Here is a 23,284-nt window from a genome sequence, read left to right as displayed (position 1 = left end):
TAAACATTGTAAAAATGTATTGAAACTTTCAGTGCAAAAGATGTCATATGAATCAAATGAATTCTTTGAAAGTTACAATAATGCAACAGCTATTTTAATAACTGAAATAAAAGAATGATAGTTTAGAATTAGAAAAAAAATCAATACTTATATCTGAAAAATATAAAAAGCTTCCACAATTAAGTAGAAGCTTTTTGTATTATTAATAGTTCAATCAAAAAAAATCTCTTGATATATAATATAATTAAGGTCTTTCAAAACCTTCAATTTCTTGATAGAAAGGTAAACTTGCTTGAACTCCTTTTTTATTTTTCATCCAAAATAAAGTTTTATCCAAGTAAGAAGAATAATCTCCATAAAGGTAATTCTTGATACTCACCTTAGCAGAGTTATCTAACTCCGATAACAAGTCTTGGAAAAAGTCTTTTTCACCCGGTAAGTATTTCACTTTATAATCTCCTTCTTCTAAATCTGCTAAAGAAGCAGCCATTTCAATAGCTTTATCAATTCCTCCTAGTTCATCAACTAGATTTACTTCTTTTGCTTGTTCTCCTGTCCAAACTCTACCCTGAGCAATTTTAAGAATTTCTTCTACTTTCATGTTTCTCCCTTGTGCTACTTTTGTTGTAAAAGTTTCATATCCTTCTTCCACACTTTGTTGAATAATAGCTCTATCTGCATCATTAAAGTCGTCTAATACAGATTGGAAATTAGAGAATTTACCCGTAGAAACAGCATACGTTTTTAATCCCATCTTTTTATTAATAAGTTCTGAAGGATTAAAAGCAAGACCAAATATTCCTATTGATCCTGTAATTGTATTTGGATAAGCTACAATTTTATCACAAGCAACTGAGATGTAATATCCTCCAGAAGCTGCATAAGTAGACATCGAAGCTACAACAGGTTTTTTCTCTTTTAGTTTCTGAATAGCTCTCCAGATTAAATCAGAAGATAAAGCGCTACCACCTGGAGAGTTAACTCTTAAAACTACTGCACTAATATCATCGTCTTCAGCTAGATCGTTAATATCAGAAATAAGGTCTTTATTACTAATAGCGCTTTGACCGTTTTGCTTAGGTCCATAAATAATTTCTCCTTCAGCAGAAAGAATAGCAATTTTACCACTTCCTTTTTGACGAGACCTTGGATCTAAAGCACCTTTATATGTCGTATAAGAAATTGTAGATAAATCAGAAGGGGTTTCTAAAGATAATTCATCAGCAATGTATTGTTTTACTTGATCAACATATACTAATTCATCAACAAAACGATATTTCAAAGCATCTTTTGCATTTCTAATTCTCATATTATTAGAAATATCACGAATCTCTTCTAAGTCTAAGCTTCTTGAAGCTGCAACTCCTTCTAAGTAATGATTGTATAAATTATTTAAGTAAGAAGTGATTTGCTCACGATTGGCATCACTCATTTTATCAGTAATGAAAGGTTCTACCGCTGACTTGTATTTACCTACTCTAAATACCTCTGGCTCTACTCCAATTTTCTCAAAGAACTTTTTGTAGTACATCATCTCAGAAGAGAGTCCGTTAAATTCTAATGCTCCATGAGGATTTAAATATATTTTATCTGATTCTGAAATCACATAATAACCAGCTTCAGAAATACCATCAGCGTAAGCATAAACAAATTTTTCTTTTGCCTTAAATTCTTCAAGTGCTTCTCTCACTTCAATAGCCATAGGCATTGAACCTCCGAAAGTACCTCCTTTTAAATAAATACCAACGATATTATCATCCTTTGATGCTTTGTCTATTATATCCAATAAATCGTGCAACCCAATAGCTGCATTTGATGGGAAATAACTAGAATTCAGTTTTTCAAAAGGATCTACCTCTCCTATTTCTTTAATTGATTTTGATATATCTAGAACCAAAACTGTTTGAGGGTCGACATTGGTAGGCTCACTTGAACTTGATGCTGCAATTAATCCAATGAAAAACACCATTGAAAAAGCAAAAATGATGGCTGATGAAATAAAAAAACCAACAATTACTGCTAATGTTGTCTTGAAAAAACCTTTCATATATGTAAATGAAGTTTATATTTGGCAATACAACTGCCTTTTAATTAGTTAATAGAACAATTAATAAAACAAATCGGGTTTATTGAAATTGAGAAGCTTACTTTATAGTCTTTTGAGTTCACAATTATGTTATCAATAACAATGAATGTTTTGTAACTTCAAATTACTACATTGATGTAACATTTCATAAGTAATACAAGAATAAATCGATAATTCAATTTGTAAGACAAAAGAAACGTATAAGAAAATGTCAATACTTTAATAGTAAAATCTACTTTCAGACAGCTTTCCCACCCCAAATAGTGCTAAAATCATATACAATTTGTTAACAAACACACTAAATCTTCTTTTTTAGCTAAATTATTTGACATTAAATGTTCAAAATCATAAATTGATAAAAATTTAAGTATTCATAGGTTAAAATAATACCAAATGTCGAAAAACACCTCATTATTTGGTGCCAACTTGAGACACCTAAGACAAAAGAAAGATGGTAAATTGAGTCAAACTGACTTAGGAGAAAGACTAAGTACAGGAGAAGACCAAGTTTCAAGAAGTGCAATATCTTCCTATGAAGATGGAAGAGCAGAACCCAATTACACTAGATTAGAAAAAATTTGTGATTTCTTTAATGTAACTATTGATCAAATTTTAAAGGAAGATTTAACCAAATTGGATCCTTTAGAACTAGAGAAAAAAGAAAATACAAAAGATCATATATCAGGAGACAACCTACGTATCCTTACAATATCTACCGACCAACAAGGGGAGGAAAATATTCAAATGGTGCCGGAAAAAGCAAGAGCCGGATATGCTACAGGTTATTCTGATAGAAACTTTATTAGTAAATTAGATAGATATAGTCTTCCTTTCTTACCAAAAGGCAAAACATATAGAGCATTTGAAATTAGTGGAGATTCTATGCCTCCATTAGAAGAAGGTGCAATTATTATTGGTGAATTTATTGAAGATTGGAACGCCATTAAAGACGGACAAGTATGTATTGTCACTACTAGATCCGAAGGTTTCGTTCTTAAAAAGGTATACGATAATATTGACGCTAATAATACCTACATTCTAAAATCTACTAACCTGAGATATTCTCCTTATGAAGTTGAGGTGAATGAAATCAGTGAAATGTGGAAATTAGTCGCTCATATACAAAGAGACTTCCCAGAGGAGGAACAAAGCTTAGGCATTAATGATATGCAAGAGGCAATCTGGAGATTAGACCAAGAAGTATTAAGCCTTAAAAGAAAGAAATAATACAAAATATTTTATGATTAAAAGGGATAAGATGATGTAACTTCTTTTCCCTTTTTTATATTTGTAAAAATAGATTTGTACGATTTTTTTATTTATACGACTAAAATGTTAATCGCTCAGCAAAAGAAAGAACAGAATATATGTGAATATATCATTTACATATATCAATCAGAAGAATTATTAAGAGCATTTGATTTTAACTTTGATAACATCAGCGAATATGTTGTCAATCATATTACAAAACTTTCTGATCAAGAACGAAAAGATGTCATTCAATGGCACAAAGAATTACTTGAGTTAATGCAGAAAGAAGACGTTACAAAAGAAGGACATTGTTCATGGGCACAAGATGAAGTTGATAATATTACCAAAATTCATCAGCAACTATTAGAAGAAGACCAAGATTACCAAAAGGTTTACAATAAGGCACTTCCCCATATTGATGAGAACCTAAAATTTGCAGATGGTTTAATTACAAATCCAATACAAATTTGTATAAATGGAATATTTGGGTTATTATTACTAAGAACTAGAGGAAAAAAAATAGATGATAATACTAAACAAATCCTAGACACATTTGGTGATGTGTTATCATATCTAGCATACAAATACAAAGAAAAAAGTTAAAAACTAAAAACTAAGAAATAAACTTTTACTCTTTCAACAACGTGAACACACTTCATTTTTTACTAACCACTTATCAAAATTAATTATGAGTAAGACTTCGCCCGAAACAAATAAAGAAGAAACTTGGTTGGAACTTCCGTTTACTGATAAAAAATATGAAATCAGTAATAATGGGAAAGTAAAATCATATGCTCGTTCTCAAAAAGGTGAAATTATCAAAGGACGTGATATTGGAGGTGGCTATTTGTCTATTGACTGTAAGGTGAATGGCAAAAAGAAATCTTACTATGTCCATAGATTAGTTGCCGAATTATTTCTCGACAAGCCTAAGGTAGAAGACGAAATTGTTATCCATAAGGATGGAGACAAATCGAATAACAATGTTAACAACCTAGAGTGGTGTACTTTAAAAACAAGGTTTGCCACTAAAAGGAAATATATACCTGACTATTCCGAAAAATTTGTCAAAAGCTGTAAAGCTTCAAAGAAAACTGGGAATAAGCCTCAAGATGGTCATGATTATTTCATGTACAAAGAGAAATATCATCGCATTTCGGATAATGGTTCTTGCCTATTCATTCGTGTTAACGAAGATGGCAAATGGAAATCTTTAGCTATTGCTGAAATCATCCTTAGAGATATTGGAAAACTTAAACCCTCGAATGCACATAAATTGGCTTACAGGGATTGGGACTATAAAAACCTTAATAAGGTTAATTTATTTTGGGAAACACAGGCTGATAAATCAACACGTTTATTAGAACAAAGACCATTACAGTTAGATCGTATTCGAAAAATGGGACAATCACACAGAAAAGAGATTGCTCAGCGTAAAAAAGATCTAATTAAAAAATACCTTGACGAAGGAAAAAGTATTGCTAAAATCAGTCGTTTATTGAATATCGGTTATACAAGATTGTATAACTACATTAACGAAAACGACTTATCTGCAATTACTCAGTACTCCAAAAAGGAAGAAGAATATTAAACAATTAAGGTGGCTAATAAATAGCCACCTTTTTTTATTATTGCCAAGTATATGGATAATTCTCATCAATGTAGGGCAAACAGTTTTCTGTTAGGTACAAAGGAGCAAACGTATCTATCATAACGGCATATTCTTTTGTCTCTTTTTTACCAATACTTTTTTCAACAGTACCAGGATGTGGTCCGTGAGGAATACCTCCGGGATGCAATGTAAAAGCACCTTGTTCAATACCCTTTCTACTCATAAACTCCCCTTCTGTATAAAACAATAACTCATCCGAATCTATATTAGAATGATTGTAAGGTGCAGGTATGCTCAAAGGATGGTAATCAAATAACCTAGGGACAAAAGAACAGACTACAAAAGCACCTCTTGCTTGAAACGTTTGATGCACAGGAGGAGGTTGATGAATACGACCTGTAATTGGTTCAAAATCATAAATTGAAAAAGTATAAGGATAAAGAAAACCATCCCATCCTTCTACATCAAAAGGATGATGCCCATAGAAATAACTATGCAATTCATTCTCTTTCTTTATTTTCACTTCTACATCTCCTTTATGATTACTGTAATCATTTAATGATGTTGGAGGATGTAGATCTCTTTCACAATAAGGAGAGTGTTCCAATAATTGACCAAGTTCATTTCTATATCGACCAACCGTTTCTATAGGTGATTTAGACTCAACAATTAAAAATTTAGGAGGTTGTTCATTCTCCATTTCAATCTGATAGATGGTTGTTCTTGGGATGACGATATAATCTCCTTTTTTAAAATTTAATGCACCGAACTGAGAGTGTAAAACCCCTACTCCTTCATAAACATATATCATTTCATCGCCATCAGCATTTTTAAAAGAATAAGGCATGCTAAAACTCTTAGGGTAACATAATGATATACAACATGTAGAATTAAACATTAGTGGTACTCTTGCCGAAAGAAAATCACTCCCTTTACTTTGGAATTTTGATGTCATCAAATGAGTCATTTTTAGACCGTATTTCTCAAGTTTCTTAAAACCATAAGGTTGTGACTCTCCAATACGTTTTACTTTTGTTGGTGAATTCTTATGATAGATGTTAGAATAAATACCAGAAAACCCCAATGAACTCACCAATTCTTCATGAAAGAGTTCTCCTTTAGGATCACGGAATTGTGTATGACGCTTAGGGGGAATATTCCCTAATCGATAATAGTAAGTCATGATTGTGTTTATATGTGTGTTTAAAAAATGGTGTTATTACAATCAATATATTGATTATTTTTTAATTAAGTACTAAGCCCAAAATAAATCAGATAAATTCTTAATTATTTTCAGTGAGTTCAATCCAAAAAAATGCATGAATAGTAGCTATTGACTATAATTTCGAAAGCCAAAATCATAAAAAAAGGAATTCACATAACACGTATGTGAATTCCTTTTTTATCAGTCTAAAATCGTATCGTTAAGAAATATCTTTTCTCTTAGCTGTATGAATAAATAATACATCTCCGATATCATCGTAACCGTAAAAAACTTGTTCGTTAATTTTCTTAGCTGCTTCTAAACGGATTCCGATAATCGTTAAATCTGCATCACGAGATTCTTGATTGATCATTGTTTTCATATCTGTATTATCCGCTCGAGTAAGCAATCGAACATTATTTTTTGAGATAGGTAATCTACCTGTCTTGATTAAATCTAGAATTTGATTTCGTCTATCTTCTAACTCCGGTTCTGGGAAACAAGCCAATAAAGTAATTTTCGCTTTTTTCCACTCTGGGTGACCGATAATAATGAAGCCTAGCAAGATCATCAGATTGGCATTTTCTAAATCCTTAGGAGTTAGCCAAATATGTATTTCCGTTTTGACTCCAAAGTTTCTTTCATCAGAACCTAAAACACATATATCATTACCAGTAACAGACATTAATTTAAAATTATCTATCAGTTGTTTTAACCCATTATCTGGATCCTTTTTGGCAAATTCAAACATCAGCATGTTATTTTCTTTACCTGCAACAGAAGGTAATTGTATCACCTGTGCAATTACTGATGTCATCGATGGACTAATCATCGTGTCTAAATAGACTTTACTTTTGCTTGCTTCAGAAATCTTAATCAAACGCATTAAATCTTTTTCTGCATTCTTATTCGTTTCTTTTGATAAGTACCCATCTATTAAGTGAATGTAAGTAGCGAAACCATATTTGTGTGCAATCCATCTTACTAAATTAAAAGCTGAAAAACGTTTGAATGTATTTCTACTTACACAAACAACTGCCGGTCTCCAGTGATCTTCCACATCATTTTTCTCTGTTTTTTGTAGAAAAATTTGGAATTGCCTACTTAACTGAAATAGTACACCTTGGAAAATTGCTTTTAATCCCTCTTTATTTGGTGTAAACTGACGCACCATTTGATACAATAACGCCATGAATATTAATGCGATAAATGTATAAGTTGCCGATATCTTAAACATTAAATACCCACACATTAAAGCACCTACTAAAGATATAATTGGTCTTGATTTAAATACAGGTCTATAAGCTGGATCAGAAGCAAAATGTTCTAAGAAACTAATTAAACAGATCGCACCATAAGTCACCATAAAAAACATGGTAATAATTTGAGCTACCACATCAATATCTCCAATTAAAACAAATATCAAAGTAATCACAGAGGTGATTAAAGAAGAATTAATTGGTTCATTTGATCCTTTTTTAATTTTTGACAACCAATTATTTACAGCACCATTGGGTAGTACTTTATCTTCAGCTATGGCTTGTAATGTTCTCGGTGCCACTAGAATTGATCCAATTGCAGACGATAATGCCGCTGCTGCTAATCCTATCGGAATTAGTGGTCCCCAAAATGATATATCCGTCATTATCAATGGATCTCCTGCTAAGTCCTCTAAAGATGCTGAGATGGATAATTTGTAGGCTACTAATAAATAAATAACCATTCCAAATATCCCTGCCAACATAGTACCTATCGGTATAGATTTCTCTGGTGATTTTAAATCACCTGATAAACCTACCCCGGCCGCAATACCCGTAAATGCAGGGAAACATATTGCTAATACTTTAAAGAAATTATCGCCATCTGCTATATGCCCACTCCAGTTGATCACCTCAAGTGATTCAGAAAAATCTGTTTTACCTATAAAAAAGGATACTAATGAAATGAATAAAATAGCCACTACTATATACAAAGTTTTCATACCAAGTTCGGCACCTTTGTACATCACTAAGCTTATTAATCCAATAGACATTGGTATTGTAATCCATCTTAAATTTAGATTGACGATACCATATTGTTCTAGCAGTGGAAACAAAGGACGAAATGCTTCTGCAAAAGCAATGATATAAAAAGCAGTACTTATAGCTTGAGATAGATACAATGAAATACCTATTGAACCTCCAATTGTTATTCCAAATGACCTTGAAATAATATAATAGACACCCCCTCCTTGTACTTTTTGATTAGTAGCAATTTCAGAAATTGCCATTGCAGTTGGTATTGTTACCAAATGCCCAACCAAAACCATTGAAAGTGTAGAGAGTAAGCCAAGGTTAGCTACAGCGTAACCAAATCTTAAGAATAAGATCGCACCAAGTATGGTACTAATTGATGTAAAAAATACAGGAGCCGTTCCAAAGCCCTGCTGATTACTTTTATCTAAATTTAATCCCATAAATAGGTATATAGTTCGTTAATCAATGGTCAAATTAAGAATAGATATGGAAAAAAAATATTTTGACGTACTTAATTTATCAAATGATAATAATTCTATAAAACCATTATTATAATTTAATAATTATCTAAGACGACCTAAATGTAAATTGATACAATAAATATTAATCGGTAATTAATTGGTTGTTAGTAGCAATAGCATTAATTAAATTGCACCAATTTTTTGGGAGATACTCCATCATAATGAATTTATTACATCTTATCTAAATGAACGAATCAAATAATTCTGTTAAAAAAAACCCTATTGATAAATTTTTAAGCTTTATCGAAAAAGTAGGTAACGCATTACCTCACCCTGCGACACTATTTGCAGGTTTTGCTTTTGCTGTTATTATTTTATCATGGATATTTTCTCTTATCGGTCTAAGTGTTAAACACCCCGGCAAAGACGAAATGATTACTGTCGTGAACCTACTTTCACAAGATGGCATGTATTTAATCCTTACCAAATTGGTGAAAAACTTCACTGATTTCGCACCATTAGGTGTAGTTTTAGTTGCAATGCTAGGTATTGGTATTGCTGAAGGTTCTGGATTAATTGGTACACTTATTAGAATTCTAGTATTAAAATCGCCTAAAAAGATCATCACTTTTGTCGTGGTTTTTGCCGGTGTTTTATCAAATACAGCTAGTGAGGTTGGTTATGTATTACTAGTTCCTTTATCAGCTGTGATATTTCTAGCTTTTGGTAAGCATCCTATCGCAGGTTTAGCGGCTGCTTTTGCAGGTGTCTCTGGTGGTTATTCTGCAAATTTACTTTTGGGAACAATCGACCCACTTTTACAAGGAATCTCCCAAGAAGCTGCTCAAATTATTGATGGCGGTTATCAAATCAATGCTGCTTGTAATTATTATTTCATGTTTGTGTCTACCTTCTTTATTGGTATTGCAGGCACCTTTGTCACAGAAAAAATTGTCATCCCAAGATTAGGAGAATATAAAGGAGATGAAGTTGCAGAAAAAATGCATGATCTTACCAAAGAAGAAAGAAAAGGATTAATATATGCTGGAATTGCCGCTCTGATCTTATTTACCATCATCATGGTGGGTATTATTCCTGAATCTGGATTTCTAAGAAAATCATCCGACCCTACTAATATTTTCAGTTCTGCGTTAATGAAAGGTATTGTTTCATGGATTTTTATTATTGCAGCTGTTTGTGGTATTGCTTACGGAAAAGGTTCGGGTACATTTAAATCTGATGCTGATATCATGAAAGGCATGGGTGAGTCTATGAAAACAATGAGTTCATATATTGTTCTTGTTTTCTTTGCTGCTCAATTTGTAGCCTATTTTAAATGGACAAATATCGGTTTAATATCGGCTATTAAAGGTGCTGAGTTTTTAGAGGCTTTAGGATTACATGAAATTCCATTGCTTATCTGCTTTATTTTATTAGCTGCACTTATTAATCTTGTAATGGGTAGTGCTTCAGCAAAATGGACATTAATGGCTCCTGTTTTTATCCCAATGTTTATGTTATTAGGGATTTCTCCTGAATTAACACAAGTTGCTTATAGAATTGGAGATAGTGTTACTAACATTATTTCACCTATGATGTCTTATTTTGCGTTAATTGTTGCATTCATCCAACGTTATGATAAGAAAGCTGGTATAGGTACTGTTATCGCTACCATGTTACCATATTCTATTGCTTTTCTTATTGTTTGGGTCGTTTTAATGGCAATATGGTTAATCTTTGATTTCCCAATAGGTCCAAATTCACCCCTAAAGTACATTCCTTAAAGCATGTTAATATATTAATATTGCAATATTATTTATAAATATTTTATTACATTTGTCTCAGCAATCATTCAAGATTGCTATGAGAAATAGTTAGTTTTTGGGTTGCAAAAAGGTTTCGTTTTACGGGACCTTTTTGTTCTTTTATAGCAATTCTAAAAATTCACCTCTCCAACAACATTCCTCACAATAATTGTTTAAACAATATTTAAGATAATAAACTTGAATTTCTGAATTCAATTTTCAATCTTTCGACACTTTTTAAACTTTCATTTAATTTCATAAAACATTAATACACTATGTTGAAAAGATCAACTCTTTCACTAATCATTACACTATTACTAGGTGTAACGAGTGCCTTTGCACAACAACTTCCAGTTCCATCTCCTGCTGCTGAAGTAAAACAAACTGTAGGCGTTTCTGAAATCTCAGTTAACTACTCTGCTCCTGCAGTAAAAGGAAGAAAAGTATTTGGAGAATTAGAAAAATTTGGAACTACTTGGAGAGCAGGTGCTAACGGACCAACTGCTATCACTTTCTCTACTGATGTTAAAATTAGTGGTAAAGAAGTAAAAGCAGGCACTTACAATATCTTCTTATCTTTAGAAGAAAATGCTGAGTGGACTTTCCACTTCAACGGTGCAAATAAAAGTATTTTCGCTTATAATAAAGAAGGAAAACAAGATATTGCAGGTATTGAAGCAGACGATGTTGCTTCTTTCAAAACAAAGCCTGAAGCTGCTCCATTTAAAGAGAGATTAACTTACTTGATCGAAGCTGTAAAGCAAGATGAAGCAAAAGTTACTTTATGGTGGGACAAGACAATGGTAAGCTTCACTGTTGGTGTTCCTACAGATAAATTAGCTGAAGAAAATATTGCTGCAAGTACTAAAAACATTTGGAGAACTTACCAAAACTCAGCTAACTTCTATGCTTCATCTAATCCTGAAAAAGCATTAGAATTAATTGAAAACTCAATCAGCGTACGTCCTAATTATTTCTGGAATAACTGGGTAAAAGCTCAAATTCTTGCAAAACAAGAAAAGTATGATGATGCTTTAACAGCTGCTTTTGCTGCCCGTAATTTTGGTGAGGCAAAACCTGATGGTGCTTACAACTACTTTAAAGGTCAATTAAACAAAGACATAGAAGCTTGGTTACCTAATGCTTCTAAGAAATGGAAAAAATCTCATAAAGACGAGATTTAATCTTTAAACATATCTTATGAGGTTGTCTTACAAATCATGTTAATTATAATATGATTAATTTATGAGACAACCTCATTTTTCATTCAAACCTACCACTTACTAACCTCAATAATGAGATTAACCGCCACTTTATTCCTTATTCTTTTAAATGCTATATGTTTTGGCCAAACACCTAAGACATCCCAGCAAGAAAACGTATCTAATATTCTTCAGGAAATAAATCATTTAAACACATTAGGTGCTGTAATGTATTTTGCGGCACATCCTGATGATGAAAACCAAAGAGTAATTGCCTTCTTCGCAAGAGCAAAAGGCTATGAAACTGCTTATACTTCTTTAACTAGAGGTGATGGAGGACAAAATTTGATTGGTACTGAAATTAGAGAAGAATTAGGCATTTTACGCTCTCAAGAATTAATTGAAGCCCGTAAAGTGGATGGCGGACAACAAATGTTTAGCCGAGCTAACGATTTTGGCTATTCTAAAAACCCTCAAGAAACTCTTTCGGTTTGGGATAAAGATCAAGTACTAGCAGATGCTGTTTGGAATATCCGTCGATTTAGACCTGATATTATTATCACTCGTTTTTCACCTAATCGTGGTGGAAGAACTCATGGACATCATACTACTTCTGCAATTATCGCATTAGAAGCGTATAAAATTGCAGGCGATTCTACTAAATACCCGGAGCAATTAAAATATGTATCTCCTTGGCAACCCAAAAGAATTATGTGGAACACCAACTCATGGTTTTTCCGAGGTAAAGGAGAATCTTTTGATGCCTCTCAATTTGTAAGCTTAGAAACAGGTGATTACATCCCTGTATTAGGTAAAAATGTAGGAGAAATTGCCATGGCTGCTCGTTCAAAACACAGATGTCAGGGTTTTGGAGCTGCTTTACAAAGAGGTGAAAATAAAGAATATTTCGAACTACTTGATGGTGCACAAATGAGTACCTCACCAATGGAAGGTGTGGATACCTCTTGGAAAAGAGTGGACAATGCATCTAAAGTTGAAAGCCTAATCAAGGAATTACAAGACAACTTTACTCCTTCTAATCCTTCCGCTTCTATCAATCAATTAATAAAAATCAAAAAAGAACTACAACTACTCGATCAAAACGATTATTGGGTCATCAAGAAATCTAAAAAAATTGATCAACTAATTTTACAGTGTAGCGGTATTTTCTTTGAAGCATTAGTTACAGACGCTCAAGTAGCACAAGGCGATAGTCTTAAAATAGAATTAAGAACTATCAATAGATCAAAACAAGACATCAAATTAACTCATGTCAAAGTTGGACAGTTAAAAGAGGAAGCTTTATCTACTGATTTAACTTACAATAAAAATATCAAAACCAATATCAAGGTGTCTATTCCTTCTGATTATCCTGTATCACAACCTTATTGGTTAGCTCAAAAAGCATCAAAAGGTATGTACAGGGTGGATAATCAAAAAATGATCGGTCAACCAGAAAATAATTATGCTATTCCTGTTGAAGCTGAACTATTGATTGGAGGAATCAAGATCAAACAAACATTAAATATTTGGCAGAAAAAAATAAACCCTGCTTTAGGTGAAGTTTATATTCCATTAGGAATCGTCCCTCCTGCTACTATTGATATTGATCAGAATACATTAATCTTTGGAGATCAAGCTACTAAAAAAGTGAAAGTCAGTTTTACTGCCAAAACAGATCAAGTAAAAGGAAAGGTCAATTATAATCTTCCTAAAGGATGGAAAATTGAAACAAAGGCATCTTTAGAAGTTGACTTAGAAAAAAGAGGTGATAAAACTGAAATCGAATTTATAGTCACTCCTTCCAAAAAAGAAGGTGATGAAATTTTCAATATTTACCTAACGACTGATAAAGAGCAGAAAATAGACAAAGGGTTAAATATTATTGATTACGAACACATTAGCAGACAATATTATTTTGTTGATGCAAATATCAAATTAATCAGATTAAATATTGATAGAGGTAATGTGCAATCTGTTGCTTATGTAATGGGTGCTGGCGATGTAGTACCTCAAGCTCTTATTACTGCAGGTTATCAGGTAAATATTTTAGATCATGATCATATCACTAAAGATCACCTGAAAAACTACGATGCGGTGGTGATTGGAATTAGGGCGTATAATGTTTTAGAAAACATGAGATATCTACAGCCTATTCTAATGGATTATGTATATGATGGTGGAAGTGTTATTGTACAATACAATACTTCTCATCGATTAAAAACAAAACAAATTGGTCCATATAAAGAATTAAAGCTTTCAAGAGATAGAATCACTGTTGAAGAAAGTAAAGTTGAAATTCTGGCTAAAAAACATCCTTTGATGGTGTATCCTAACAAAATTAATCAAAATGATTTTGATGGATGGGTACAAGAAAGAGGTTTGTATTTCCCTAATGAATGGGGAGAAGAATACACACCAATTCTGAGAATGCAAGATCCAAATGAAGATCCTGTTGATGGTGCTTTACTTGTCGCTGATTATGGTCAGGGGGCATTTATTTACAGTGGAATTTCTTGGTTTAGAGAATTACCAGCAGGTGTTTCTGGAGCCTATAGAATCTTTGCTAATATGTTAAACTATAAACCTCATCCGAAAAAAGGAAAATAATTATGGAAGATGAAAAAAAACCTCCTGTTGGTAAAAGTTGGAAGCAATTGTACATTGTAGTCATTGCTGAATTAATTGGCTTAATTACCTTATTTTCTTGGTTTTCTAACGCATTTAACTAAACTATTGTGAGTTATATAGATTGGATCGTACTTACGGGTACTTTAGCTTTTATTGTTATCTACGGCATTTGGAAAACACGTGCTCAAAAAGACATGAATAGCTATCTTCTTGGAAACAAAGAAGCAAAATGGTTTACAGTAGCCTTATCAATTATGGCTACACAGGCAAGTGCAATTACTTTTTTATCTGCTCCAGGACAAGCATTTGTTGATGGGATGCGTTTTGTTCAGTTTTACTTTGGTTTACCTTTAGCCATGGTGGTGCTCTCTATAGTTGTCGTCCCCATTTATCATAAAATGAATGTCTATACGGCATATGAGTATTTAGAGAAAAGGTTTGACCTTAAAACAAGAACACTCGCTGCAATTCTCTTCTTAACACAAAGAGGTTTAGCTGCAGGTTTTACCATCTTCGCTCCTTCCCTAATTTTATCTTCCTTAATGGGTTGGAACATCAATTATACAAATATTGGTATTGGTGTGATTGTAACCGCATATACTGTTATTGGTGGTACAAAAGCAGTAAACCAAACACAAAAGCTACAAATGGCAGTAATATTTATAGGCATGCTGTTAGCTGGTATTCTTGTAGTGGTCATGATGCCGGATTCCATCTCATTTAATAATGCTTTGCATATTGCTGGAGCATCAGGAAAATTAAATGCAATTGACTTTAAATTTGATCCCACTTCAAAATACAATGTATGGTCTGGTTTAATTGGAGGCTTCTTTTTAGCCATGTCATACTTTGGCACTGATCAATCACAAGTACAACGTTATTTAAGTGGAGCATCAATTGCACAAAGTAGATTGGCACTTCTGTTTAATGGTATGATCAAAATTCCAATGCAGTTTTTGATCTTATTCATTGGTGCAATGGTCTATGTTTTCTATCTATTCCAAACCTCTCCTGTTCTATTTAATAAAGTAGCTTTAGAGGATGCTAAAAATAAAGTAGAGAACTTTTCAAAATACGAATCAGATTATCAACAGGTTCAAAAAGAAAGACAAAAAGCAGCTATTGCTTACGCTGATGCTTTGAATAACGGTAATGATGGACTAATCAATTCAACTAAAAATCAATTGATCAATAGTAACGAATTAGTCGAAAGTCAAAAAGCTGAAATCATTTCCAAAATTGCTGCAACTGATGAAAGTATCGATACTAAAGATACCAATTACATTTTCCTAAGCTTTGTCATTAATTATTTACCTGCAGGGTTAATTGGTTTACTCATAGCAGTGATCTTATCGGCAAGTATGTCTTCTACTTCTTCTGAAATTAATGCTTTGGCTTCTACTTCTATCATTGACATTTATAAAAGGATGATAAAACCAGAGGCCGATGAAAAGCATTACTTAAAAGTATCTAAATTAGTAAGTATTGGCTGGGGTATTTACGCCATTCTGTTTGCCACTTTTGCGAATCAATTAGGATCATTAATTGAAGCGGTAAATATTTTGGGTTCTCTAGTATATGGTGTAATTCTTGGAGTTTTTATGATTGCTTTCTTTTTCAAAAAAATTGGATCAAATGCCACTTTCATTGGCGGATTAATTTCTGAAGGAATCATCATTTATCTATTTAAATTCACAGAAGTGCCCTATTTATGGTTCAATGTGATTGGTTGTCTATCAGTGATTATCATCGCTTACATCATTCAATTAATTCAACCTCAAAAAAAATTAGAAAAATTGGATTAATTTAAAAGGTAATTTAAGTTATTTTACAAGCTTACAATTATTTGAATTTTTGGTCATATAATTTCTGAAAGACATTATTATAAGCCATAAAATTTGATAACTTTGTAAGCTTGTAAATTTATATTTAAAAATTATCAAAAAATGGCCACTGCTTTAAAAAGTCTTAGTGAATATTCTAAGAAGAAAAATATAGACATCTCTAATAAAAAATTTGCTATTGTAGTTTCTGAATACAATCCAAAGATTACAGATTCGTTACATGGTGCAGTAGTAGAAACTCTTCTTAAAGAAGGTGCTTCTGAAAGAAATATTTATAGAGAAGATGTTCCTGGTGCATTTGAATTAACTTTTGGAGCTCAATTAATGGCTCAAATCGAAGAAGTTGATGCTGTTATTTGTTTAGGTTGTGTGATTCAAGGAGAAACAAAACACTTTGATTTTATTTGTGATGCTGTTGCACATGGTGTAACTAATGTATCTTTAAAATACAATAAGCCTGTTGTATTTGGTCTTTTAACACCAAATACAGAACAACAAGCTTTTGACCGTGCTGGTGGTAAGCATGGAAACAAAGGAGTTGAGGCTGCAGTTGCGGCCATTAAAATGTTAGGTTTCAATCAATAAAAAAATATAATAGTGAGGGGTTTCCCTCACTTTTTTTGTTCTGTACTTATGTGGAAAAAAATTGCAAGTTTTATACTTGGTAACCGTATTCCAATTTTAGTAGTCATTGCATTGACTACAGTATTTATGGGGTATCAAGCCAAAGATGTAAAGTGGTCTTATCAATACATCAGAATTATACCTGATGACGATCCTGATATGATTGCTTTTAACGATTTTCAAGAGAAGTTCGGTGAAGATGCTTCTTCTTTTGTCATCGGTGTGAAAGACCCCAAATTATTTCAGTTAGAAAATTTCAATAAGTTTATTGATTTATGTGAGGAGATTAGAGAGTTGGAAGGTATCACAAATGTACTTTCTATCGCTGATGTTCCTAACTTGATTGCCAACAGGCAAGATCAAAAATTTGAAATTGAGCAATTTTTCAAAAAGAAACCTACGTCGCAAGCAGAATTAGATAGTATCCTATCTAAAGTGAAAGAGATTAAAGCCTATGAAAATAGATTAATCTCTAAAGGAGGCGCTACAGCTATGGTCATTAATATGGACCCAGTAGTATTGAACTCCAAAAACAGAACTGCTGTAATGATGAAGTTGGAAGAAAAAGCGGAAGTTTTTTCAAAAGAAGCTGATATCCAACTGTACTATGCAGGTATGCCATATGTTCGTTCTATTATGGCTAGTAAAGTAAAGAGTGAAACAATGATCTTTTTGGGCATATCAATTGGTGTAGTAGCCTTGGTATTGTTCCTTTTCTTTAGATCTTTTTCTCCTGTATTCTACCCTCTTTTAGTAATTGTAATTGTGATTGTATGGATTATGGGTACCCTATCCTTATTCAATTATGAAATTACTATTCTTACTGGTTTACTTCCGCCTGTTCTGGTGGTAATAGGTATTCCGAACTGTATATATCTACTCAATAAATACCATCAGGCTTATGCCAATGGATTATCAAAAGTAGATGCTCTTGGACTTATTATTAAAAAAATAGGTGTAGTTACTTTAATTACAAATACAACTACAGCTATTGGATTTATGGTATTGATTACAACAGGTATTAAAGCCATGATGGAATTCGGTATTGTAGCAGGAATTAACATTGCTGTCACTTTTATCATTTCTATTACCTTTATTCCAATTGTATTTTCTTATTTACCTGCCCCAGATGTAAGACACTTAAAACATCTAGAATTTAAGCCAACTAATTGGTTAATCCATCAGTTAGAAATTCTAGTTTTACATTATAGAAAAGTAGTTTATTTCTTTACTGCTGCAATGATAGCTTTGTCTATCTATGGCTCGTATAAAGTAACTGCTGAGTCTTATATGGTAGATGATCTTCCTGAAGATTACCATGTAAAACAAGATTTAAAGTTTTTTGAAAGTGAGTTCAGTGGTGTAATGCCTTTAGAAATCCTTATTGATACCCAACGTAAAAAAGGGTATATGAAAAAAGGATATTTAGAGAAAATAGATGAGATGCAAGAATTCATCGGATCATTAGATGAAGTGTCTCCTCCTATTTCTATGACTACATTCTTGAAAGCCGCAAATCAATCTTTCCATGGTGGAGACTCTGCGTATTTCAAAATTCCATCTAGAAGTGAAATGACTTACATTATGAAGTATGCTAGAAATAGTACTGATAGTGAAACGTCAAAAATGGCCAATGCCATGATGGATTCTACCGGAAGATACATTCGTTTAACCACATCTATGGCTGATGTTGGATCATTAAAAATGGATGAATTGGTGGATAATGTGATTCGTCCTAAATTAAAAGAAATCCAAGGAAAAACGGATATAGAAGCAACGGTTACAGGTTCGACACTCATTTTTATCAAAGGAAATGATTTCTTGATTAAGAACTTGAAACAAAGTATGGTAATTGCCTTTATACTAATTGCAATTATCATGGGTACATTATTTGGCAACCTTAGAATTATCGTTATTTCGTTAATTCCGAATATGATTCCTTTATTGTTTACATTGGGAATGATGGGATTCTTGGGAATTCCACTTAAACCAAGTACTGCCATTGTATTCTCTATTGCCTTTGGTATTTCTGTAGATGATTCGATTCACTTCTTAGCAAAATATCGACAAGAGATCATCTTGCATAACTATGATATGAAACGTGCCATTATCATGGCGCTGAGAGAAACAGGAGCATCGATGCTTTATACATCAATTGTATTGTTCTGTGGTTTTGCCATATTTATGGGATCTACTTTTGGAGCAACTCAAGCGTTAGGTTTACTTACCTCTGTCACATTAATTGTTGCCATGAGTACTAACCTTACATTATTGCCTTGTTTATTATATACATTTGATGTCAACAAAGATGCAATGCAACCTGTAATTGAAGGTACAGATGCATTCTACTTTGAAGATGAAGATGAAGAAATTGATTTACATAGAATCAATGTCAATAAAAAGTAATTGATAAATTACTCCATTAAAAAACTCCTGAGAAGTGATTATTTCTCAGGAGTTTTTTTTATTTCTATACTGCATTTATAAGTTCATGATCTAAATTAGATCTAATATTTAGTCAAAATTGGATGATTGAAACTGTTTGTTTTTGACACAAAAAAACACCTCACAAATTTTTATTTCATGAGGTGTTTATTAGACTTATCAAATCTAAGATTTTATTCTAAAAAGTGACGTTCTGCTTGATCTTCAGTCATTTCAAGATCATGAAATACTTGTTGAACATCATCGTCATCTTCTAGTCTATCGATTAATTTCATGACCAAATCAAAAGTATCATTATCTACTTCTTTAGTGGTATGAGGTATACGTTGAAGATTCGCACTTGACACTTCAATATTCAGTTCTTCTAACTTTTTATTGACTGTACCAAAATCCTCCATTGCAGATAATACTTGAACTAAGTTATCCTCAAATTCAATTTCATCTGCTCCAGCATCAATAAGTTCTAACTCTAGGTCTTCTTTATCCCACTCTTCAGAGATTTCAAAAGTAAACACTCCTTTTCTATCAAAAAGGAATTCAAGAGAACCGTTCTTTGCTAAAGAACCTTCAAGTTTTGCAAAATAACTCTTTACATTCTGTACTGTACGTCTTGTATTATCCGTACTACATTCTACATAAATAGCGATACCACCTTTAGAATAGCCCTCGTAAGTTAACTCCTCAAAAGTAATATCATCATTACCTTGAGTTTTCTTTATGGCTCTTTCTATAGTGTCTTTAGGCATATTAGAACCTTTGGCATTTTGTATTGCAAGACGCAACCTTGGGTTCATTTCTGGGTCAGCACCGCCTTCTTTAGCCGCTACTGTTATTTCCCTACCTAACTTTGTAAATAACTTATTTCGCTTTTTATCTTGAGCTCCTTTTCTATGTTTTATATTGGCCCATTTACTATGTCCTGCCATAAATTAGAAATGTTTGAATCCTTGTGCAGAAATAGGAACTACCTGATCACCTACTGTAACCATTCTAGCACCATTTTCAGCTTCATCTATATATCCAATGAAATAAATATTAGGGTTCTTTTCTACTTTTTTGAAATCTTCTTGATCAATAGTAAATAGAAGTTCATAATCTTCTCCGCCGTTCAATCCAGGTGTAACAGATGGAATTTTAAACTCGTGGCAAGCATCAAATGTTCTTTGGTCTACTGGTAGTTTTTGCTCATAGATAGCCGCTCCAACTCCAGATGCCTTACAAAGGTGCATAATCTCTGATGCTACTCCATCAGAAACATCAATCATAGAAGTAGGTACAATACCAATTTCTTTCAAATCATGAATCACATCTGTTCTGGCCTCAGGTCTTAGCTGACGGCCTACGATGTATTCATAATCATCTAATTTAGGTTGCATTTCTGGATTGGCTTCATAAACTTTCTTTTCTCTTAATAATACTTGAAGTCCCATGTAAGCACCACCAATATCACCCGATAAACAAAGAATATCACCTTTCTTAGCTCCCGATCTGTAAACGATTTTATCTTTTGCTACTCTACCAGTAACTGAAACAGAAATTACTAACCCTGCTCGAGAAGAAGTTGTATCTCCTCCTACTAAATCAACATTATAATTTTTACAAGCTGCTTTAATACCTTGATATATCATATCAATAGCCTCTACTGAGAATCTATTAGTAATCGCAATACTAACTGTAACTTGTTCTGGCAATGCATTCATTGCCGCAATATCTGAAACATTAACAGCAATGGCTTTGTAACCTAAATGCTGTAATGGCATAAAACTCAAATCAAAATGTATACCTTCCAATAACATATCGGTAGATACCACCATATAATCCTCTCCACAATCAATAACTGCTGCATCATCACCAATACCTTTGATAGTAGTTGGATGATTAATTTCAACGTCTTTTGATATACGCTCAATAAGACCAAACTCTCCTAGTTGATCTACTTCTGTTCTATTTTTTTCTGACATATTACAAAGGTATAAACCTGAATTGGAATAAGTAATTTTTTCTTGAAATAAGTAGCCGTCATTTACAATTAATGAAGCAGTGCTTTAGCTACCATGAAATAAACACCAAGACCAATAAGGTCATTACATGTAGTGATAAATGGCCCTGAGGCTAAAGCTGGATTTATTCCGAATTTACTTAATACTAAAGGTGTTATTGTCCCCATAAAGGAGGCAATCATAATTACACTGAATAAAGCAAAGGATACCACTAACGCTAATTGATGATTATCGGAAAAGATCATATTGAAACCATATACTAATAAAGCTAAAGTCAAACCATTTAAAATGGCAATTACTAAAACTCTTAAGTAACGATTAAAAGAAGACCCTTGGAAGCCACCACTTGCTAAACTCTGTACGACAATAGTAGAGGATTGAATACCTACATTACCTCCTGTAGCTGTGATTAGAGGAATAAAGAAAGCCATGGCAGGAATTCTACTTAACTCTTCTTCAAATCCTCCTAAGAAATTTGCTCCTAAAAGACCACCAGACATTCCAACAATTAACCAAGGCAATCTTGCCCTTGCCATTGCAATCAAACTATCCGTTTCTTCTACATCTTCGGATAAACCAGACATGGCCTGTTGATCCTTTTCTGCCTGTTCAGTAATTACATCGACAACATCATCAATTGTAATTCTGCCCAATAAACGTCCTTGGACATTAATTACAGGAATAACCTCTAAATCATAGTGCTGCATGATATCAGCCACTTCTTCTTCATCGAGGTAGGAATATATCTTCACAATCTCTGGCTCATACAAATCCGACACTTTAGTGTCATCATTTGCAATAAGAAGTTTCTTCATTGATATTCTTCCTAAAAGGATATCATGATCATCAACCACATAAACAGTGTAAATTTTATCTACATTTTGCCCTTGTCGTCTTACTTCTTCAATACATTGAGAAACGTTCCAATTAATATTGGCCTTCACTAATTCTTTGGCCATTAACCCACCTGCACAATCTTCCTCATAATGTAAAAGATCAATAATATATTGCACCTTTTCATTATTATTCATACTTGCCAATACCTCTTCTCTTACCTTAACAGGCATATCGTTAAGAATATCGGCCGCATCATCAGAGTCAGTATTGTCCATATATTTGGACAACTCTTGTGGAGTAAATAAGGTTAAGAAATTATTTCTTGTATCATCCTCTATCTCAGAAATTACATCAGCACCTACTTCTGGGTGAAGTAATTCTAAAATATATTTACAATCCTCGGCATTAAGCCCCTCCATTACTGTTGATATATCTGCAGAGTGCATACCATCAAATTCATTAATGATATACTCATCTTCATTTTGCTCAACAGCACGAGTTAATTGTTTTAAATATTTATTTGAAAATTCAAATGACATATATTCCTTCTTCTGTTATCGATCGAAATAGATTTTCTCTATTCAATCTTTAATTAGCCACCTATTATTTCATGTAGGCGACCAAAAAACTCATCCCACAATTCTTTCAACTCATCAATATCATCCATATCCGAAAAGTCTGTTACAGTGATAAAAGATGATTGTGCTAATTCACTAAATTCAAATTTAAAATCTAAATAAGAAGCTTTTTCTTCTTCATCACTTTTAAATACAAACTTAATATGCTGATTTTGTCTTCTAACCGCTATTTTTCCCACTTTATGGTCATTCCCCCAATCAAAAGTAATCGTCTTTTGTTCAGCGTCTTCAATAACTTTATCAGCAAACCAATCTTTCAATAAATTAGGCATGATAAAATAAGGGTATAGCTTATGTAATGGTACCCTAAACTCATATTCTGCTTGATATTTGAATTTTGCCATAACTCGATATTAGGTATATATTAGATGATATTTTTATGGTTTACAATTATCCTAAAAATGTCATTAAGTAACAACCCTAAAACAGATAATAAAGAATAATTTTCAAACACTTCTCCTTTTTATGAAAGGAAAAATAGATTCATCTTCATTTTATGCTGGTTTAAATAGATTTATATCAAAACATACTAATTTTGTATTTCAAAGTGCACTTTTATTTACTTCAAGATTAATGACTTATAAAGCTCTTTACAATAATTTAAAAATTTAAGGTTTTTGAATGTTGCT

General features: G+C 32.7%; 16 protein-coding genes. 9 read left to right on the top strand and 7 right to left on the bottom strand.

The window, feature by feature from the left end; translation table 11 throughout:
- Positions 1–244: 244 nt before the first annotated feature.
- Positions 245–2,047: a signal peptide peptidase SppA gene (gene sppA / locus NH26_RS02990; RefSeq protein WP_044228883.1), complete on the bottom strand. Its 1,803-nt coding sequence runs from the start codon at positions 2,045–2,047 to the stop codon at positions 245–247.
- Between the two features lie 432 nt (positions 2,048–2,479).
- Here sppA and NH26_RS02985 point away from each other — a divergent pair, with 432 nt between their 5' ends.
- The 3 genes from NH26_RS02985 to NH26_RS02975 all read left to right on the top strand — a co-directional run bounded on the left by NH26_RS02985 (position 2,480) and on the right by NH26_RS02975 (position 4,928).
- The gene (locus NH26_RS02985; RefSeq protein ID WP_044228880.1) at positions 2,480–3,313 is read left to right on the top strand and encodes an XRE family transcriptional regulator; all 834 of its coding nucleotides are present in this window, start codon (positions 2,480–2,482) and stop codon (positions 3,311–3,313) included.
- Between the two features lie 105 nt (positions 3,314–3,418).
- On the top strand, positions 3,419–3,940 hold the full coding sequence (locus tag NH26_RS02980; protein WP_044228877.1) for a DUF4924 family protein: 522 nt from the start codon (positions 3,419–3,421) through the stop codon (positions 3,938–3,940).
- A gap of 85 nt (positions 3,941–4,025) precedes the next feature.
- The gene (locus NH26_RS02975) at positions 4,026–4,928 is read left to right on the top strand and encodes an NUMOD4 motif-containing HNH endonuclease (protein ID WP_052432297.1); all 903 of its coding nucleotides are present in this window, start codon (positions 4,026–4,028) and stop codon (positions 4,926–4,928) included.
- 37 nt (positions 4,929–4,965) lie between these two features.
- On the opposite strand, the gene NH26_RS02970 is transcribed toward NH26_RS02975, so the two are convergent.
- Both NH26_RS02970 and NH26_RS02965 read right to left on the bottom strand, forming a co-directional pair.
- Positions 4,966–6,132: a homogentisate 1,2-dioxygenase gene (locus tag NH26_RS02970; protein WP_044228874.1), complete on the bottom strand. Its 1,167-nt coding sequence runs from the start codon at positions 6,130–6,132 to the stop codon at positions 4,966–4,968.
- Positions 6,133–6,373: 241 nt separating this feature from the next.
- On the bottom strand, positions 6,374–8,608 hold the full coding sequence (locus NH26_RS02965) for an APC family permease (RefSeq protein WP_044228871.1): 2,235 nt from the start codon (positions 8,606–8,608) through the stop codon (positions 6,374–6,376).
- A gap of 266 nt (positions 8,609–8,874) precedes the next feature.
- On the opposite strand from NH26_RS02965, the gene NH26_RS02960 reads away from it, so the two are divergent.
- The 6 genes from NH26_RS02960 (at position 8,875) to NH26_RS02935 (ending at position 19,141) form a co-directional block, all read left to right on the top strand.
- The gene (locus tag NH26_RS02960) at positions 8,875–10,413 is read left to right on the top strand and encodes an AbgT family transporter (protein WP_044228869.1); all 1,539 of its coding nucleotides are present in this window, start codon (positions 8,875–8,877) and stop codon (positions 10,411–10,413) included.
- 296 nt (positions 10,414–10,709) lie between these two features.
- Positions 10,710–11,618: a DUF2911 domain-containing protein gene (locus tag NH26_RS02955; protein ID WP_071397063.1), complete on the top strand. Its 909-nt coding sequence runs from the start codon at positions 10,710–10,712 to the stop codon at positions 11,616–11,618.
- 111 nt (positions 11,619–11,729) lie between these two features.
- Positions 11,730–14,246, top strand: coding sequence for a PIG-L family deacetylase (locus NH26_RS02950; protein ID WP_044228866.1), 2,517 nt, complete (start codon positions 11,730–11,732; stop codon positions 14,244–14,246).
- Positions 14,247–14,374: 128 nt separating this feature from the next.
- Positions 14,375–16,072: a sodium:solute symporter gene (locus NH26_RS02945; RefSeq protein WP_044228862.1), complete on the top strand. Its 1,698-nt coding sequence runs from the start codon at positions 14,375–14,377 to the stop codon at positions 16,070–16,072.
- Between the two features lie 141 nt (positions 16,073–16,213).
- The gene (gene ribH / locus NH26_RS02940) at positions 16,214–16,696 is read left to right on the top strand and encodes a 6,7-dimethyl-8-ribityllumazine synthase (protein ID WP_044228859.1); all 483 of its coding nucleotides are present in this window, start codon (positions 16,214–16,216) and stop codon (positions 16,694–16,696) included.
- Positions 16,697–16,744: 48 nt separating this feature from the next.
- On the top strand, positions 16,745–19,141 hold the full coding sequence (locus tag NH26_RS02935; protein ID WP_044228856.1) for an efflux RND transporter permease subunit: 2,397 nt from the start codon (positions 16,745–16,747) through the stop codon (positions 19,139–19,141).
- A gap of 212 nt (positions 19,142–19,353) precedes the next feature.
- Here the strand turns inward: NH26_RS02935 and NH26_RS02930 are convergent, their stop codons facing one another.
- From NH26_RS02930 to NH26_RS02915, 4 genes are all read right to left on the bottom strand, one after another.
- The gene (locus tag NH26_RS02930) at positions 19,354–20,106 is read right to left on the bottom strand and encodes a YebC/PmpR family DNA-binding transcriptional regulator (protein WP_044228853.1); all 753 of its coding nucleotides are present in this window, start codon (positions 20,104–20,106) and stop codon (positions 19,354–19,356) included.
- Between the two features lie 3 nt (positions 20,107–20,109).
- On the bottom strand, positions 20,110–21,141 hold the full coding sequence (gene thiL / locus NH26_RS02925; protein WP_044228849.1) for a thiamine-phosphate kinase: 1,032 nt from the start codon (positions 21,139–21,141) through the stop codon (positions 20,110–20,112).
- Positions 21,142–21,209: 68 nt separating this feature from the next.
- Positions 21,210–22,556, bottom strand: coding sequence for a magnesium transporter (mgtE, locus tag NH26_RS02920; protein ID WP_044228847.1), 1,347 nt, complete (start codon positions 22,554–22,556; stop codon positions 21,210–21,212).
- A gap of 53 nt (positions 22,557–22,609) precedes the next feature.
- Positions 22,610–22,999 (bottom strand): START-like domain-containing protein, encoded by a 390-nt coding sequence (locus NH26_RS02915; protein ID WP_044228843.1) that lies wholly within the window; start codon positions 22,997–22,999, stop codon positions 22,610–22,612.
- Between the last annotated feature and the right edge of the window lie 285 nt (positions 23,000–23,284).

This window comes from Flammeovirga pacifica (assembly GCF_000807855.2).
Classification (GTDB): domain Bacteria; phylum Bacteroidota; class Bacteroidia; order Cytophagales; family Flammeovirgaceae; genus Flammeovirga; species Flammeovirga pacifica.
This window is presented reverse-complemented; position numbering and strand designations above follow the sequence as displayed.